This is a genomic window from Pseudoalteromonas luteoviolacea H33-S (assembly GCF_001625695.1).
GTDB classification, from domain to species: Bacteria; Pseudomonadota; Gammaproteobacteria; order Enterobacterales; family Alteromonadaceae; genus Pseudoalteromonas; species Pseudoalteromonas luteoviolacea_B.
On sequence record NZ_AUXY01000104.1, the window covers coordinates 82,539 to 101,067 of the forward strand.

The following is an 18,529-nucleotide window of genomic DNA, read 5'->3' on the forward strand; positions in this document are numbered from 1 at the left end:
TTTTTTCTTAGTCAGCGGCTCACTAAAACAACCCGCTCTTGCTGCTGATGTGCTTGTAATAAAGCTTCATCTGCTAACTCCAAACTGTCATTTTGATCACCAGAAAAATCCTCATGTACATGCACAATCCCCATGCTGATGGTCACATGTGCGCAAATCGGTGAGCTCGGGTGCGGAATAGACAACGCATCTACAGCCTGATGCATGGCCGAGGCCAGTGACATGGCTTGATCTGCACTGCGCTTATTCATCAAAGCAACAAAGCGCACGCCGTCGTATCTTGCAACAAATCCTTCTACTTTCTGCGTCATGCTTTGCAACACTTTAGCAATTTTAACTAGGCACTCATCGCCCGCACTAAACCCGCAGCTATCGTTATATTCTTTAAAATAATCGATATCTACGAGCAAAATAGACAGCGGGACTTGCTGGTCGCGACTTTGATACCAAAGCTGAGCTAAAGTCTCATCAAGGGCTCTGCGATTTGGGACCTCAGTCAACCCATCAATATTTGCCAAACGCTCAAGTAGATCATTTTTTTGCTTAATCGCTAAATGTATTTTTACCCGGGCTTTAACGATATTGGGGCTAAATGGTTTAACTATATAGTCGACTGCGCCGAGCAATAGTCCTCTCGCTTCATCTTGATAGCTGTTGCTTGCTGAGATAACAATCACGGGGATCTGATAACAACTTGGATCTGCTTTTAGTTGCAGTAAAAAATCGAGCCCTTCATCATCAGGCATGAGGATGTCAACAATGATCAAATCAATTTGTGTTTGTAGTAGCCGTTCAAAAGCCTTGTCGCTGTTAGCACAGCTGATCACCAAGTGCTCATCAGATAGCGTATTTTCAAGCACGACACGATTGAGAGGATCCCCATCTAACACTAATATATTGGCCGATTTTTGCATTTAACTTCCTTTTGTTTCCAATAAAATAAACTGCTGAGCTTGGCGGATAAGGCTAATCAGCTCATCTCTCAAAGAGGCGTTTTGCGGTATCACACCTTGATACTCAACTGGCGCATTTACCGCAGTGTCTAAACGAGAATTCGCTTCTACTAATTTGGCATACTCGGCCAAGCGCGTTAACCCTATGCCTGCGGATGCGCCTTTGATGCTATGTGCAATATCTGCCAACTGTTGGTTACTCTCTATTACGAGTAGCTCGTTCACATATTCATCACATAGTTTAGCAAACTTATTCAACATTGTTTTTACCAGACTTGGGTTGTTCATCAGCTGCGCCATTGCAAAGGCTTTATCAAAAACACCTGGCTGAGTGCCTACATAGGGCAACAGTGCTGAACACAGTTCTTGAGGAGAGATAGGCTTTACCAAAAAAGCATTGACACCATGCTTGAACGCTTTTTCCTTTTCATGTTCATGTGCATTAGCCGTCAAGGCAATAATGGGAAGGTCCTCTTTACTTAATTCTTGACGCAATAACTCTGTCGCTTGGTAACCATCAATGTGCGGCATATAAATATCCATAAGCACCATATCTGGCTGAAGGGCTTGACATATCTGCACTATGTCCTGTGCACTTGAAAGCGCTACGACAACCGCCCCATGCTGCTCCAACACCGTTTTAGAGATATCTAGATTCAACGCGTTATCATCCACCACCAAACAAAGCGAATTTACCAGACGCGTTTGACCTTCAACCTCTGTGACGCCTTGCTCAAACGGTGCCAAACACAGAGACTGATAGAACATATGCTGCGGTATCTTCAAAGTGTTCAGTGATGCTTGATGCGCTGACGCCAAGTTTAAATCGCTCGGAACCACCAGCCCTAAGCAGTTCTCAGGCGCGATATCACTAAAATGATGGCACAAATAGCTCATTTCATCAGCATCATCACATGCGATATAAGCAAACTTATCCAACTGTGCCAACGCTTCTCCAAAATTAGCAAAGCAAGTAATGTGATAATGACTGAGATAATCAGGAGGCTGATGTGTCGATATCAAACATATCGTGTCTTGATTGGCCATGAGAGCACGGTTTTGCGTTTGTAGCATAAGCTCAAATTCAAAATTACTACCAACGCCTTCCTCGCTGTGGATCTCAATTTTCCCACCTAACAGCGTTACTTGCTGCTTAACAATCGCCAAGCCTAGACCAATCCCTTCATACTCTCTTGAACTTGACTCGTTGCCCTGAGTAAAGGCATCAAATAGTCGCGCTTGCTCGTCTTCTTTAATACCGGGACCTGTGTCAAATACAGAAAAAGACAGCCACTGCTCTCCTTCTTTGCTCCATTTAGACTCTACCCTTAAGCCAACTTCACCACGTTGCGTAAACTTAACGGCATTCCCCATCAGATTAACCAAGATTTGCTTAATACGCGCTTCATCGCCAACAAATTCAGGCCAAACATTGGCTGCAACTTGCAGGTTGAGTGCTAATCCCTTGGCATCACTTAGTGGTTGGATCAAAGCATTTAAGCTATTCATTAAACTCATGATAGTAAAAGGTTTATTACGCACTTTGGTACGACCGCTCTCTAATCGAGCAAAACTCAATATATCACTGAGCATAGTCAACAATTGCTTTGCGGCGGTTTCGATATGGATTAATTTCTCACTGTCTTGCGGCTTTGTCAGGCTCGGTTTTAAAATCCCAACTAACCCGAGAATCGCGTTAAGCGGAGTACGGATCTCATGACTAATATTGGCAATAAAGCGACTTTTAGCCCTATTGGCACGTTCGGCCTCTATTTTAGCTTTGGTCAGGGCGGTGACATTTTGCACATGGATCACAAAATATTTAGGCTGCTTTTGCTTATCCCATACTAAGGATACACTCAATTGCAGCCACAAAGATGACTCGCTTTGTGACAAGCTAAGCACTTTTACGCCCTTTCGCTCTTCAAGTAATTGATCTAGCACACCATTGAGCGTCTCCAATTCACCTTGAGCAAAAAGCGTACTTAAAGGCTGACCGGTTTCAACTCCACCCAATAGCTTGCGCACAGCACGATTAAACTCTAAAACCATTGCATCAGTAGAAACAAGTAAAATGCCATTGGGTGCATGCTTAATCGCCGCTTTAAAGTTTTGCTCCGAAGCCCGTAGTGCATTCATAGCTTGCTGCTGCTCGCTGATATCGCGGGCAATCCCCAAACTGCCTATTCTGCTCCCCTGTTCATCAAATAAAGGTGAAACACTCACTAAATAGGCCTTGTCATCAAAATCTAAGATCTCAGTCAGTGGAATACTATGGATCTCCATAGCCTGCTCAAGATCCAACAGCGCTAGATACTTTTGACTCACCTCTTGGTGCTCTTTTGCAACCAGATCACTTTGCGCTACCCCAATAAAGCGCTCAAATGCCTGGTTACACCCGATAAATGAACCATCAATGTTTTTAAAATAAATCAGATCGGGTACTGAATTAAGCACGGTATTTAGCAGCGCAGCTTGGCGCTCCTTGGCTTCAAAGCTTCGTGATAACGCTTTTTTCTGTCGCCGTACCTGCTCATCCAATCGTGCATTATGTGTTTCCATCTGTTCGATCAGTGCTTGCCTTTGCACCACAACATCTTTGATCTCTTTAAACCAAGGCTGCCAATCCACTGGTACAGAATAATCAAGCGTTTCTGAGTCGACTAAATCTTGCTTCGTTAGATAATTAACAAAATGTTTGAGTGGGCGAATAAAAACCTGCCCGTTGAGCCATAAAAAGGAGCAAAAAGTAAATACAATAAACAGGGCTAAGAAGCTAAGCTCAACCATGACTTCTTCAAAAACAGCGGCAGTAAACGCACTTTCAGTTTGCTGGAACCTAAGTACATAAGGTGCATTTTGGATATCCCCAGTTAACTCAATGCCACCACGCCATACTCGTGCACGCTCAGGAGAATAGGGCTTTAACAAGCTCGCCGGCAAACTGCTTTGCACCAGCACTTGCTCATTGTCATCTACCAGTGCCAGAGATCCGCCATCAAAAGTCAATTTATCTAATAAAGCCGTCACTTTTTCAGCATTGTAAATCAAAATAATATGAGACTTTCCACCACTATTAATTGGCTGAGCAATACTGAAGTAGGTATTACCAAATAGCCTAGCTTGCTTGCTATCTGGGTTGGTCAGCACGCCCTTTCTAGGGCTAAAACGCCCTTCGACAATGGCAGTTAATAGATGACTTTGTGTTTCATCACGGCGTTTAACGAACGCAAAGCCATGCTCATTAAAATAGGCCACCGCCTCTAACTCACTGATCAATGCTAGCGCCGTATCAAAACTAGGACCCAGTGCCATCACATGCAACCAGTGTTCTAACACATGGGGGGAGGCTTTGTATGTCCCCAGTCCAACCAGCTCTCCGCCTTGCTCTGGCAAACGATGATAATAGTAACCTAATTGCTGGCGTACCTGTTGCTGGACATCACGACTTAGTTGGTATTTGATGGGAGTCTCTAGTCCGCGTTTAATACTGCCGATCACTGTGCTTGCGGCACTGGCAGCTTGATCAACTTGCGCCAATACCGCAGCAAATTGCACCTGGTATACGGCGTATTGACGCTCTAACTTAATATTGAATAAATGAAAACACAGTACAATGGCGAGAATTAAAGGAATTAATAACGCAACACAGATAGATTTTCGATAAGTTTTGAGCGGCTGAAACTCTGACATAATGTCCATTCACTGGCCTGTAGTAGTTCTTTCCATCTTTTTTTGAAAGGTTAGCGAGCAGTGTTCAGATAAGCAAGTGATTCACATAGTAACCCCTATATTTGCAAATAAAAAACCAGTGTATACCAGATACACTGGTTGATATTTATCGGCTAAATATTACAAGTTTTCTTCAGCAAATGAGGCCAATCGACTTCTAACAACACCATTTAGGTTGATGGTCGCACTGCCTTCGAAGTCTTTAAATCGCTCCACGATATAAGTTAGTCCAGAAGTCACTGGTGTTAAGTAATTACTGTCTATTTGCGCCAAGTTGCCTGTACAGATAAGCTTGGTCCCCTCACCGCAACGCGTAATGATGGTTTTCAGCTGTGAAGCCGTTAAATTTTGGCTCTCATCTAAAATCACCACCGCGTTTTGAATGCTGCGACCGCGCATAAAGTTAACCGACTTAAACTGGATATTGGCCTTTTCCATAATGTAATTACGGCTAGATATTGGGCTTTCGTCATGCTTATGCAGCACCTCCAGCGTATCAGTAATTGCAGCCAACCAAGGTGCCATTTTCTCTTCCTCGGTACCGGGCAAAAAGCCAATACTCTCTGCGATTTCAGGGGTATTTCGCGTCACGATCACCTTGTCATATATGCCCTTTTCTATGATCATTTCGAGGGCACTGGCCAATGCCAATAATGTTTTACCGCAACCGGCAGGACCAGTTAATACCACCAGCTCAATGTTGGGGTCTAACAGTGCATCCAATGCCATCCCTTGATATACATTTTTGGGTTTAACGCCCCATGCCTGCTGATGCAGTAACCGTTCGACACTGATGTCTTTTAACGTCACATGTGATTCATCATACCCCACTACACGGGCCGCAAAGTGCTCGCCGCCATCTAGAAGATATTCGTTATAAAATACCTCTGGCATCCGGGATTTAGGTACTTTGTGTAAACTGTACCTCCCTTGCTGCTCAGTTTGGCATTCTCCTACACTTGCCCAAAAGTCTCCCTCAAACTTGTTATATCCTGAGGTCAGTAAGTTAATATCATCAATGAGTTGATCTGTTCTGTAGTCTTCAACAAACTTCAACCCCACCCCTTTTGCTTTGAGGCGCATATTAATGTCTTTGGTTACCAAGGTTACTTTTTTTTCTGTGTATTGTTTTTGAAGTTGTAGCGCACAGTTGATAATACTGTGGTCGTTTTCATTGCCGGGCAGTCCAGAAATACTATCTGGATACAAATGGTCATTTACGATTATGAGCTTGCCACTGCTGGCAGGTTTGTTGGGATCACGCTGTACTTTTGGTAAATCAACGCCCTCTAGCATTTGCTCTGGAGTCGCATTGGTCAAAACATCATCCAAGCTTCTAATAGCAACTCTTGCATCGCGACTTACATCACGTTTTCTATCCTTGATGTGGTCAAGTTCTTCTAACACAGTCATGGGGATCACAACATCATGTTCTTGGAAGGAAAGGTAAGCGAGGGGTTCGTGAAGTAAAACGTTGGTGTCTAGTACATAAATTTTCCGGTCGAGGTCATCTTTTCCCATAGTGCATTCCTATTCGTCTGCAATTTCTATGATTGAACTGTGTATTGCTCGCCACACAACACATCGCTCTAACTTAATTTTAGTCTATTTGTCACAAAAGTCGTTTTCATGACAAAAAACCTTTTGCCAAAATGTCCCTAATTATTTCCACACTCCCCCTGTACCACTTTTTTTAATGATTCAATTCGTATATTTTATCTCCAATAACAGTGATGTTTGACTATGCTTAATAGCCACTATTGCACAATAAAAAACAATCAACGGCGAGCAAACTACGAATATGAATCAGTTATCTTGTAAAACCCACGCAATACCACGCTGTAAGGCACATTTATTGTGTTTTTACAATCTTGAACAAGGCTTTGCTTCTCGGTAACATAGCCGCCTTTTTTCTGCGAAGATGAGAAAACCATGAATTTTTCCTTAGGTCAGCGCTGGATAAGCGATACCGAATCAGATTTGGGTTTAGGGGCCATTGTCGCCTTAGAAGGTAGACAAGTAACCATTCTGTTTCCCGCCAGTGGAGAAAACCGCGTTTATTCTGTACAAGAAGCGCCGGTGACTCGAGTAGCATTTAATCCTGGGGATGTGATCCGCAGTGTTGAAGAATGGGAAATGCGTGTAGAGAGCATCGAAGAGCAAGGGGATCTGCTTTGCTATCATGGTGTTCGTCTAGACACAGAAGAAACCGTCAGCCTAAAAGAAACCTTTTTAGATCATTTCATTAAGTTTAATAAGCCACAAGACAGACTATTTGCAGGTCAAGTGGATAGGTTTGATCGCTATACATTGCGTTATCAAACATGGCAGCACCAATTTAACCGTCAACAATCTCATCTTAAAGGCCTTATCGGCCAACGTGCAAGCTTAATTCCACACCAGCTGTATATCGCTGATGAAGTGGGACAACGCTTTGCGCCACGTGTTTTGCTGTCTGATGAAGTCGGCTTGGGTAAAACCATTGAAGCCGGTATGATTTTGCATCAGCAGATCCTAACTGGTCGTGCTAGCCGTGTACTAATTGCGGTACCTGAAAGTTTACAACATCAGTGGTTAGTGGAGATGTTACGTCGTTTCAACTTACGTTTCTCTATCTTTGATGAAGAGCGTTGCGACGAAGCATTTGCAGACTCACCCAATGTGTTTGAAACCGAGCAATTGGTTTTGGTCAGTCTTGAATTTATCACTAAGAAACGCCGCTGGTTTGAGCAAGCAACGCTAGCAGATTGGGATCTGCTTGTCGTCGATGAAGCGCACCACCTTACCGTAGAAAAAGATAAGCCAAGTACTGAATATCAGCGCATTGCTGAACTCAGCCAAGATATCCCAGGCCTCATCTTATTGACTGCAACACCTGATCAATTAGGCCATCGCAGCCACTTTGCTCGCCTGCAGTTATTAGATCCAGATAGATTCTATGACTATGACGCGTTTGTTGCAGAAGAAAGTAACTATAAAGAAATTGCTGATGCCGCGAATCAACTGCTGCAAGATGCACAGTTAGATGACAAAGCGATCGCGACCATAACTGAGCTTCTAAAAGAAACAGATATCTCAGAACTTCTTAAGCGCGTTGCTGCAAAAGAGCAAGAAGCGAAGCAAGAGCTATTAGGCATGTTACTTGACCGTCATGGTACAGGCCGTATCTTGTTCCGTAACAGCCGCAGTGGCATTGATGGCTATCCCGGTCGTAAAGTCCATGCGCACCCAGTTGACATGCCAAAGCAATATAAAACGGCAATGTCTGTGCTGGGTAGTATGGGCGGTATTCAAACAGCAGAGAAAAGCGCATTACGCGCCCTATTCCCTGAAAAAATCTTTCAGGAGTTTGAAGGTGAAAGTGCCAGCTGGACCCAGTTTGATCCACGCGTTAATTGGTTGATTGAAAAGCTAAAAGAGCTGAAGCACGAAAAAGTACTCTTGATCTGTGCCGAAGCACAAACAGCAATTAGCCTCGAGCAAACTTTACGCGAGCGCGAAGGCATTCGTTCAGCAGTCTTCCACGAAGGCATGTCAATCATTGAACGTGACCGCGCGGCCGCTTACTTTGCTGATGAATATGACAGTGCACAGGTATTGTTATGTTCTGAAATAGGCTCTGAAGGTCGTAACTTCCAGTTCTCACACCACCTAGTGTTGTTCGATCTGCCACTAAATCCAGATTTGCTAGAGCAGCGTATCGGTCGACTTGACCGTATTGGTCAGCAACATGACGTGAATATTCACGTGCCTTACTTTGCCAATACCGCTCAAGAAGTGTTATTACGTTGGTACAACGAAGCGTTAGATGCATTTGAAACCACCAGCACAACTGGTCAATTGCTTTACAAAGAGTTCTCTGAAGATCTGCTGGAATTTATCGCGGCGCATAACTGTGATGAGGAAGAGCTTGATCCATTACTTGAGCAAGTCGCCAAACAAAACAAAGTGCTGCGTGCAAAAATGGAGCAAGGTCGAGACAGATTACTTGAACTGCACTCAAGCGGCCAAGGCCGTGCAGAGCAAATCGTCACTGAGATCGAGAAACTCGATGATGATGTGATCTTGCCAGCTTATATGATTAATGTGTTTGATATTTTTGGTGTAAACCAAGAAGACAAAGGCGAGAATACCATTATTCTTAAGCCCACAGAGCACATGCTTAATCCGTCATTCCCATGTCTGAAAGACGATGGTATGACAGTAACATTTGACCGTTCAACTTCACTGTCGCAAGAAGATGCGCAATTCATCAGTTGGGATCACCCAATGGTTGAAGGCGTTATGGACATGATCTGTGATGATGACTTCGGCTGTGCATCCGTGGCGCTATTGAAAAACAACAAACTGCCTGTCGGCACTTTCTTTGTTGAGCTAATCTACGTTGCCGAAACCTCTGCACCGAAGTCGCTGCAAGTGGGTCGCTTCTTACCGCCTACACCTATTCGTGTGTTGATGGACAAAGCAGGTAATAACTTGGCTGAGAATGTCGCATTTGATGCATTTAATCAGCAGCTGTCAGCAGTCGGCCGCCAAACTGCCAGCAAGCTAGCCAATGCCTTGCAATCAGGGATCCACCCACTTATTGCCAAGGCGACGGATCTTGCCAACCAGCAACTAGACACATTGCAAAGTCAGGCTCAAGCAGATATGCAGACGCGCTTAGGCGAAGAGCAAACTCGCCTAAGTGCACTCAAAGCGATTAATCCAAATATCCGTGATGAAGAAATTCAAGTGTTTGATAAGCAAAAAGCACAGCTCAATGAGCACATCTCTAAAGCACAGGTAAAACTGGATGCGATCCGTTTAATTGTCGTTGCTAACCAGTAAGTACTACTTCAAAAACAGGCAATAAATAGATATTTTATTGTCTGTTTTTATTCCACCACCTTTATCCTATTTTACAATTATTAATTTCATATTATTTTCTGATTTCTTGTCAAGTTGGCTCCCCCTTGATAGCTTGGTTAAGATTCAAACAATCAAGGAAACGATAATGAAAATAAAAAAAATAAACCTTCTTTTGATGCTGAATATCTTTTTATTAACGATAGTCTGCACAAAGCTATACGCTTCGAACACCCCTTCCCCACAAGGCAACTATTTTTTGATTGGTACTGACGTTGACCAAGTCTACAAATTGAGCTTCAAACCCAATAATCAAGTCATTGTAGCGGATGACTTTAAAGTCCCTGCCCAGTGGTTGTGGCAGGCCCAACAACAGATCATGGTAAACTTTTCTCAGCCGCAAACCCGATATCAATTCCCTATGTCAGAAAATGAAACATATGTTCACCAATTGATAGGGCTGAGCTTTAGCACTAACACGCAAGAACCAAGTGAATACACACAGCATATGCAAGTTTGGCACAAAGAAGCGCAAATGGTTGTACAGACCTATACACTCTCTGACCAAGGGCTTTTAGTAAAACAGCGACAACTGAAAAAGTGGCAAACACAGCTGGTAAATACAACTTGGGAAATCGCTAATTTTGATGAAGTCACACATGCCGAAGTAGATTGGTTTAAAGCCAGTAGCTCAGCTTCAGTGACTTTTCATGAAGACGGTAAAGGCACTGTCAATCATTGGGATAACACACAAAGTGACTTAACCTGGAAACTGACAGGTAAAAAACTTGTTCTTCACTATTACCGCAACGAACAGAACGTGAAATTAGTCATTCGCATAGTTGAGAATATTGATGATATTGGGCTGCGCTTTGTTGCAAAACAAGTAAATAAAAAATCCAAGCAAGCAAAGTGGCTCTCCGGCTTCATGATTGAAAAACAGGATGTTGCACTCACTGACGAACAAATTATTGGCCAATGGCGCAAACCCAACGGACGCTTTCATGACTACTACCCAGATCAAATTGCAGTTGCAAGCGTTGCCAACACGGCCTCAAAATGGAAGCTCAACCACCTAAATCAACTTGTTAGAGAAAAACTAGAACATCCAGAGCAAGGGGTTGTACTTAATTGTCCTGATAATCGCTGTTATGTTAGCTGCGAATTCTTTTATGAACTGCTCGCTAAAAAAGGCAATACCCTCTACATTGCTTATCATTTTAACTCAGAGTTTTACCCGCAAGGCCCGTTAAAATTGCAAGGTAAATGGATAATAAAAGTAGAGTATGACGAAGCATTTGGCATCAATGATTTTTCTAGAAATATCTTTGCATCCACTGCAATGAACTTGGAGTACCAAGATCAAATCCACCCATATTTATTTCAGCGTTTACCAGACGAGAGTGGTAATTTAGTCAATAAAGTCATCACACCGGAAGGGACTGGTACGTTCTCAGTAATAGAAGGTAAATTACACACAGTGATTAACCAACAAGAAAGCATTTTTGAGATAACGGAATTTGCGAGAGATGGGCTTTCAGTCTGTCAATATCAGTCTGGGGAGCATTGTTCATTGGGTAAACAAGCAATATTTAAATTTGATCATGAGGCAGGACCATATCCTGCAAATCAGTAACTGAATAGGGGCATGATCAGCCCCTTTTTTAACTTAGAACCACCATAGATATCATCGATTGCAATACTAAACACACTGCATTGGTGCAAATAATGGCTGGACGTTTAAACCTCAAGCCATAGAGCAGCCAAAACATAAAGACCACGACATAACCCAATAAAAAGCTCATCGATAAAGTGCTATCACCTTGGCGATTAAGTTCATTGAGTAATTGTCCAAGCAGTGCAAATGCGCCTATCCCCCCAAACAATACGCCAGCCATATCCCAGTGACGTTCACTACTCATTAAAAAGTGCGCCCAAGTCACTTTCAGCATGCTTCCCTCCCATGCAGCAGCTTTGCATTCCAATTTGTATAGTCATTTATCCTAGCTACAATGTTGGAATGTGATAGCTGGCAAAACCGCCCGACTACCACCACGTCACACCCGGCAGATAATGCTCCTTGTACGCCAGCATCTGAGTCTTCAAACACCACACATTCTCGACAGGGCAAGCCCAGCTTATTTGCAGCCGCGGTGAAAGGCTCTGGATCTGGTTTACCTTGTTGGACATCTTCCGCCCCGATTAAATGCGTGGGTATAGGTAGGTGACATGTTCTCATTCGCTCTACAGCATTATCACGATCCGCTGAAGTCGCTAACGCCCACGGTAAGTTCAACTGCTGTAAATAAGTAAGGAAGGCCTTTGCGCCAGCAATCTCTTTAACATACTTTGCAAATGTGGCCTCAGCGCCTTCTAAATGTTTAACTTCCTGGTGAAGATCCAAGTGTGGTAAGTATTGCTTTACATAATCTTCGAAACGAACACCTCGGCCATCTCTTAATACTTGTTCAATATCGAGCTGATGCCTTTGGCACCAAGGCGCAATGGCTTTGGCAATCGCGGTATCAGAATCGACAAGTGTGCCATCCATATCAAAAATAGCACCTCGGTATTTAGACAAATTACAGTAATAATCCATATTTCCCTCCATCAAAACAGGCAAAAACGCGCAAATAAAAACTTAAAAACGCAAATAAATGCATGAACATGCAAATAATACGCTTGCGATCCCCCTAAGATCAAGTAAAATTCGGCAAAAAAGCGCAGGAACATGCATAATGCTATTGGCGGAACGACATCAATTAATCTTAGAACAACTTAATCTGCATGGCAGGATCACATCTGTGGAGTTGGCTAAATCACTGGCTGTCAGTGAAGACACGATCAGGCGAGATCTCAACAAGCTAGGAGAGTTAAAACTGTTACACCGTGTTCATGGCGGTGCTTTGGTGATGCAAGAAGAGACACCTGATTATTTTGACAGATTAAATACACCCGATCCCTCAAAAAAGCGCTTTTTAGAACCCGCACTCAATATGCTTGAAGCAGGACAAACCATTGTTATTGATTCTGGCGAGACGTGTCGTTACCTCGCACAAAACTTACCAGCCAACTTACCTTTAACCGTTGTCACCGGTTGCCCGCTGATTGTGCAAGATCTCATGCAGCAACCTCAGGTGCAGGTGATCCAAATTGGCGGCAAAATGTTTAAACCCGCCATGCGCACCGTTGGTCACAGTGCCATTGAAATGCTCAAACAGATCCGCTTTGATATCGTTTTTATGGGGATCTGCGCATTTCATGCCAAGCACGGTTTTTGCGTCAGTTACCTCGAAGAGGCTGAGGTATTGCGAGCCACCATTGAGCAAGCTGATCGCACCGTTTTAATGGGACCTCACGATAAACTAGATAAAACCAAAACCTACCAGATTGTGCCTGCGCATAAGATCAATCATGTGATCACCGATGAGGGCATACGACAAGATGTACAAAGCAGTATCCAAGCGCTTGGGATTGAACTAACCATTGTGCCAAGCAACTAGGGTTTACTTGGCCTTTTGATCGTAGCCAGTTAGAATACGCCCGTTTTCGATCAAATTTGGAATTTTGCAGTGCTATTAAATTACAACCCACCAACCGATCCCTATCTAGGTCTCTTATATCAGGACGATCATATGTTGGTGATCAACAAGCCAAGTGGTTTGTTGACAGTACCCGGCAAAGATCCAAAACATGCAGACAGCGTCATTAACCGCATCAATCGGGTATTTCCAACTGCAAAAATCGTGCATCGCCTAGATATGGCGACATCAGGTATCTTATGCTTGGCCATGCACAAAGAGGCACATCGTTTTTTAAGTATTCAATTTCAAGACCGACTGACGAAGAAGCGCTATGTGGCACGTGTACATGGTCGACTGGAAAGTAAAACAGGCTCAGTTGATCTGCCACTCATTTGTGACTGGCCTAACCGCCCCAAGCAAAAAGTTTGTCATGAATCGGGTAAGCCATCACTAACCCATTACGAAGTACTTGAATATGAGCCAAACGCAACACGTGTTTCACTTACGCCCATTACAGGTCGCTCTCACCAGCTAAGGGTACATATGCAATCACTGGGTCATGTTATTCTAGGTGATAGGCTATATGCGACTGGTGATGCCCTCAAAGCCGCAGAGCGTTTGCAGCTGCATGCACAAATGTTGGAGATCTGCCACCCTGTCAGTGGCGAGATGATGCAATTTAATGCGCCAGATCCTTTTTAGGCTCTGGCACAATTCCTACTTTTGATTAAAGAGATCTAAGGCACTGGCCGTCATGGCACGTACCCCAGTTTTTAAAGCCAATGGATAATCTGGCGCAAACTTGCTTGAATGCAATGAAGGCAAACTTGTGCCATGTTTTTGCGCATCGGCATATGCTTGTGGCTCGACGCCCCCTAACCAGAAAATGGTGATCGGAATATTGTCATCCGTGCGCCCGTAAAGGCCAAAATCTTCTCCCGCCATCACAGGCTCAGCTTTCACCACATTCTCAGAACCCAATTCATTTTTAATACTGGCTGTCACCGCATTAGCAAGATCAGGTGCATTATAAGTTGATGGAATGCTCTCTGATTCATGCACATGTACAACAGGCGCTTGCTCAGGCGTCAATCCAGCACTCAAAGCGACCCCTTTAGTCAGCCGCCTTAACGCTGCTATTTGCTGATCTCTCACTTCTCTATCATAAGATCGCAATGTCAGCTGCAATTTCACTTCGTTAGAAATAATATTATGCTTAGATCCACCATGAATCGATCCCACAGTGATCACAGAAGGCTTAAGCGGTGAGATCTCACGACTGGTAATGGTCTGGATCCCAAGTACAATGCGCGACGCTAACACGATGGGATCAATCGTTGTATGCGGGTAGGCGCCATGACCACCTTGCCCTTTTACAGTAATGTCTACAGAATCAACATTGGCTAACGCATAGCCAGGAGAGATGGCAACTTTACCTGCAGGCAGCGATGCACTGACATGTAAACCAAGAACATGATCAGGCTTGGCAAATTTGCTAAATAGCCCTTCTTTGAGCATGGCTTTAGCGCCAGCGCCCACTTCTTCTGCGGGCTGCGCCACCATCATTAATGTACCCTGCCACTGATGTTTATTTTTTACCAACTGCTCTGCAGCACCAATAAAACTGGTCATATGAATATCATGGCCACAGCCGTGCATTACACCGACCATGTTATTGTTGGCATCCTTTACGCGCACTTTTGAAGCATAAGGCTTTCCTGTTTGCTCAATAATTGGCAAACCATCTGTATCAGCGCGGATCATCACTGTCGGTCCATCACCATTTTTCATCAGCCCTACTACACCATAGCCGCCCACACGTTCAGTGACATCAAAGCCCAATGCTTTTAACTCTTGCGCCAAACGTGCGCCCGTTTGCTGTTCTTGCATAGACAGCTCAGGGTTCTGATGTAGATGTAAATACAGCGCTTCTAATTTAGGAAGCGACTGGTTTACTGCGGATTCAAGATTACTAGCAGCAGCGTGATGTACACAGCACAATAGCGCCATTGATGTGAGCAATGTTTTCATAACGTTATTATTATTGAATTGAAAAAGTCGTTCCAGCTTGCAAACAATTGCTGATAAATGCAACTGTTTATGCCATTCTCGCTGGACAAAAATGTTCATAATCTGTGCACTATTGCGCTTTCATTTTGATATGCCTTTGCTAAGCTTAAATTCTACACAAGGGGTTTTTATACTGTGAAAACAATAAATATCAAAGAGTTACAACCTGGTATGTTTGTTGTTGGCGTGATCAAACAAGCCGGACACGTACGGGTAAAAAATCAAGGCTGGGTGAGAGATGAAAAAGGGATCAACAACTTGATCCATTCCGGTGTATTAGAAGTCGAGATCGATCCCGACAAAACATTAGATCAGTCCCAACCCGAACCAGAGATCATCGAAGAAGTGATCACTTCTGCTAAACCAGATCCCTGGCACAAATCCGTCCCAGTCGAAGCTGAGCTTGGCCAAGCTGTTAAAATGTACGAGCAAGCAAAGCAGCTACAAGAAAAGGCCTTCTCCGATATAAAAGAAGGTCGAAAAATTGATATCGCGGAGTTTAAAGAAACGGCTTCAGGCTTTATCGATTCAGTGTTTAGAAATCAAGATGCCCTCGCCTGCATCGCACGGATCCGTGAAAAAGATGGCTACCTGCTGGAGCACTCTTTAAACGTATCCATTTTAATGAGTATCTTTGCCAAGCACCTCGGATTTGATCGCGAGCTCATAGAAGAGTTGGCAACGGGCGCGTTATTGCATGATATAGGTAAAATTAAAATCCCTGATGAAATATTGCAAAAACCGGACAAGCTCAGTGAAAATGAGTTTGCCATCATGCGAGAGCATGCAAAATATAGTCACGATATTGTTAAAGACAGTGGATTAGGTGAAATTGCCGCTGAAATAGCAGGCTTTCATCACGAGAGGCTAGATGGCACAGGGTATCCGTACTCAAAACAAGGTGACGAATTGTCACAGTATGTACGTATGATCTCTATTGTCGATGTCTATGACGCCATGACTGCAGACAGAGTCTACAAAGTGGGTATGGCCCCCATAAAAGCATTCAAAAAGCTCAAAGCTGGGTGTCCACATCAGTTTGATGAGAACTTACTTAACCAATTTATTCACTGTATTGGCATGTATCCGGTAGGCACTTTAGTTAAGCTCAAAAGCCATCGCATAGGTATTGTTGCAGCGAGCAACCCAGTGTCGCCTTTACAACCTGTGGTGAAAGTGTTTTACAATGCAAAGAACATGTTTCATGTTGAAGTAAGAGATGTCGACTTAAGCGATAAGCGCATTGATGATGAGTTAGAAGCCGCGGTAAAACCTGAAGAGTTTGGTTTGGACTTAATCAAGTTTTTCCGCCACTCTATGCTACCTTAGCGCCTTAAGCGCTAAGGTCACTTCTGTTGGGTTATGGGATCCAGTCCTGCATGGCATTGAGGGTAAATTCAATGCCATCAAAGTCAAATAAAGCTTGCTCTGGTGTGATCTCTACTATGGTCAAGGCACCTAGGTTGTCGCCTTCATATAACTCACGGTTATTCACTTTGATCCAACGCTTATCAGGCTCTGTGGCGTAAATATGTGCTTGATAACGCAAAGATGGAATACTATTTTGTAGTTTCAAAGGAAGTAACTCAACCGGTGTGGCTTGTGCTGTTTCTCTGCTACTAGATACCACGTCACTGTCTTCCTCTGACCCCACAGAAAACGTCGGGCGGGTTTCTTCCACAGCTGCTGCAAAGGCTTTTTTCAGCTCATCTGATACACCAGCTAACTCCTCTTCTTCACGATTTTGAGTGCTATTAAACTGATTAGATTGCGGTGCTCCGGTATACGCTTGTGTCATATTCGGATTATAAACTTGCCCTGTATTAGGCATCGCGACAGGTTGCTGTGTATAAGCCATATTTGGCTGCACAATTTGCCCTGCGGCTGCAAATTGCTGCGTTTGTGGCATTTGTGCTTGTACCGGTACATTAACAATTTGGCCCTGACTATTTACAGGGACCAACTGTTGAGAATAAACAGCTCGGCCACTGGCATCGAAGCCCACTTGCACTGACATCCACTGATAGTGAATTTGGTTTTGTACCATAGGTTGCTGCATCAATACCGGTTGTTGCATTGGGTTGGTCATAACAGGTGCAGTAGCTACAACATTGGGAGTTGTAAGTGCAGTGTTTGCGACAACTTGATCAGACGCATTAGACTCAGCCTGAGTAATCTCCGAGTCCGCTTTAACCGCCTCAACCTCTGCAGTCTCTTTGGTTTCCTCAGCACGCGATACTGGCTCAACAGCCACCAGTGTTTGATCATTGTCAGGTGTTTGCACCGACTGACCAAGGAAATACCCTGCGCTTAGCGCACAAATGCTAATAAGCCCACCGCCTAGTCCGAGACTTAAACGTTTATAAAATGCGACCTGTGCAGATTGACGTGCTTGTACATAGTCTTGCTCAGATTTTGATTGTTGTTGTGATTGTTTTAATGCATTAACAAGATAAGACATGGCACACCATTAAAAAATATATGAAAGACCAAAACCGCAGACAAACATTGCGGCCACCCAACCAGACACTAACATCGGCACATTGAGTTTTTTGGTTTGTTGTTCTGGGATCAAATTAAGCGGCAAAGCCTCTTTGGCTGCTTGTTGCGCTATCTGTTTAGTGACTTCTTGCTGCTGAGCAGAATAAGCACCAAGCAAACATCTGTCTGCCAGTAAATTAATAAGCCTTGGGATCCCTGCTGTCACTTGATGAATATAGGCAACAGATTCATTGCTAAACAAGTGATTTTGGCAACCCGCTTTATTCAATCTGTGCTTGATATAAGAAAACACTTGCGACTCAGTCAACGGCAGCAAGTGGTATCTCGCAGTGATCCTTTGTGCTAACTGACGCAACTCGTTGCGTTGCAGTAACTGCTGGAGTTCAGGCTGACCAACCAACACAATCTGCAGAAGCTTTTTATGATCCGTTTCTAAATTAGTCAATAGACGAAGCTGCTCTAACACTTCTGCAGCCAAGTGCTGTGCTTCATCAATAATCAGCATAGTGTGGCCACCTTGCTCATGATTATCTAACAAACGTTTTTTGATCACATCGGTTAATGACTTCAGCGTTGCTTCTTTTGCATCATAGTCAATGTGCAGCTCATCACAAATACTGGCTAACAATTCCATTTCGGACAGTGCTGGGTTTAAAACAAACGCAACCTGCGTAGACTCGGGTAATTGCGCCAACATGCTGCGCGTCACGGTGGTTTTACCTGTGCCCACTTCCCCTGTCAATAATACAAAGCCGCCGGCGTCACCAAGTCCATAGGTTAAATGCGCCAACGCTTCTTTGTGGCGATCACTTAAAAATAGAAACTCAGGATTTGGCGCAATTGAAAACGGTTTTTCCGTTAAACCAAAATAGCGTAAATACACGTGCTGTCTCTTTATTG

13 protein-coding genes are annotated in these 18,529 nt (G+C 43.8%); 5 read left to right on the plus strand and 8 right to left on the minus strand.

Annotation, left to right across the window (positions count from 1 at the left end; genetic code table 11):
• Positions 1-11 precede the first annotated feature (11 nt).
• The 3 genes from N477_RS21310 to N477_RS21320 form a co-directional block, all read right to left on the minus strand.
• Positions 12-914 carry a diguanylate cyclase domain-containing protein gene (locus N477_RS21310; RefSeq protein ID WP_063362514.1) on the minus strand — a complete coding sequence of 301 codons (903 nt, stop codon included), beginning with the start codon at positions 912-914 and terminating at the stop codon, positions 12-14.
• Positions 915-4,646, minus strand: a complete 3,732-nt coding sequence (locus N477_RS21315; RefSeq protein WP_196760675.1) for a hybrid sensor histidine kinase/response regulator — start codon at positions 4,644-4,646, stop codon at positions 915-917. It lies immediately after the preceding gene.
• A 159-nt stretch (positions 4,647-4,805) separates the two neighbouring features.
• Positions 4,806-6,206: a PhoH family protein gene (locus N477_RS21320; protein WP_063362512.1), complete on the minus strand. Its 1,401-nt coding sequence runs from the start codon at positions 6,204-6,206 to the stop codon at positions 4,806-4,808.
• Between the two features lie 411 nt (positions 6,207-6,617).
• Between N477_RS21320 and rapA the strand changes: the two genes are divergently transcribed.
• Both rapA and N477_RS21330 read left to right on the plus strand, forming a co-directional pair.
• Positions 6,618-9,515: an RNA polymerase-associated protein RapA gene (gene rapA / locus N477_RS21325; protein WP_063362511.1), complete on the plus strand. Its 2,898-nt coding sequence runs from the start codon at positions 6,618-6,620 to the stop codon at positions 9,513-9,515.
• A 166-nt stretch (positions 9,516-9,681) separates the two neighbouring features.
• Positions 9,682-11,169, plus strand: a complete 1,488-nt coding sequence (locus N477_RS21330; protein WP_063362510.1) for a hypothetical protein — start codon at positions 9,682-9,684, stop codon at positions 11,167-11,169.
• Between the two features lie 28 nt (positions 11,170-11,197).
• On the opposite strand, the gene N477_RS21335 is transcribed toward N477_RS21330, so the two are convergent.
• Together N477_RS21335 and N477_RS21340 are read right to left on the minus strand one after the other, a co-directional pair.
• Positions 11,198-11,485, minus strand: coding sequence for a hypothetical protein (locus N477_RS21335; RefSeq protein WP_231098114.1), 288 nt, complete (start codon positions 11,483-11,485; stop codon positions 11,198-11,200).
• The gene (locus N477_RS21340; protein ID WP_155731984.1) at positions 11,479-12,132 is read right to left on the minus strand and encodes an HAD-IA family hydrolase; all 654 of its coding nucleotides are present in this window, start codon (positions 12,130-12,132) and stop codon (positions 11,479-11,481) included. The genes N477_RS21335 and N477_RS21340 overlap by 7 nt, the downstream gene beginning before the upstream one ends.
• Positions 12,133-12,271: 139 nt before the next feature.
• Here N477_RS21340 and N477_RS21345 point away from each other — a divergent pair, with 139 nt between their 5' ends.
• A complete protein-coding gene (locus tag N477_RS21345; RefSeq protein WP_063362508.1) occupies positions 12,272-13,036 on the plus strand; it encodes a DeoR/GlpR family DNA-binding transcription regulator in 765 nt (254 codons plus the stop codon).
• Positions 13,037-13,105: 69 nt separating this feature from the next.
• Positions 13,106-13,759 carry a bifunctional tRNA pseudouridine(32) synthase/23S rRNA pseudouridine(746) synthase RluA gene (gene rluA, locus N477_RS21350; RefSeq protein WP_063362507.1) on the plus strand — a complete coding sequence of 218 codons (654 nt, stop codon included), beginning with the start codon at positions 13,106-13,108 and terminating at the stop codon, positions 13,757-13,759.
• Positions 13,760-13,774: 15 nt separating this feature from the next.
• Here rluA and N477_RS21355 read toward each other — a convergent pair whose 3' ends face one another.
• Positions 13,775-15,067, minus strand: a complete 1,293-nt coding sequence (locus N477_RS21355) for an amidohydrolase (protein ID WP_419555251.1) — start codon at positions 15,065-15,067, stop codon at positions 13,775-13,777.
• A 195-nt stretch (positions 15,068-15,262) separates the two neighbouring features.
• On the opposite strand from N477_RS21355, the gene N477_RS21360 reads away from it, so the two are divergent.
• Entirely contained in the window at positions 15,263-16,456 is a 1,194-nt protein-coding gene (locus tag N477_RS21360) for an HD-GYP domain-containing protein (protein WP_063362506.1), read from the plus strand.
• 31 nt (positions 16,457-16,487) lie between these two features.
• Here N477_RS21360 and N477_RS21365 read toward each other — a convergent pair whose 3' ends face one another.
• Both N477_RS21365 and N477_RS21370 read right to left on the minus strand, forming a co-directional pair.
• The gene (locus tag N477_RS21365; protein WP_063362505.1) at positions 16,488-17,588 is read right to left on the minus strand and encodes a general secretion pathway protein GspB; all 1,101 of its coding nucleotides are present in this window, start codon (positions 17,586-17,588) and stop codon (positions 16,488-16,490) included.
• A gap of 9 nt (positions 17,589-17,597) precedes the next feature.
• The gene (locus N477_RS21370; protein WP_063362504.1) at positions 17,598-18,512 is read right to left on the minus strand and encodes an ExeA family protein; all 915 of its coding nucleotides are present in this window, start codon (positions 18,510-18,512) and stop codon (positions 17,598-17,600) included.
• Between the last annotated feature and the right edge of the window lie 17 nt (positions 18,513-18,529).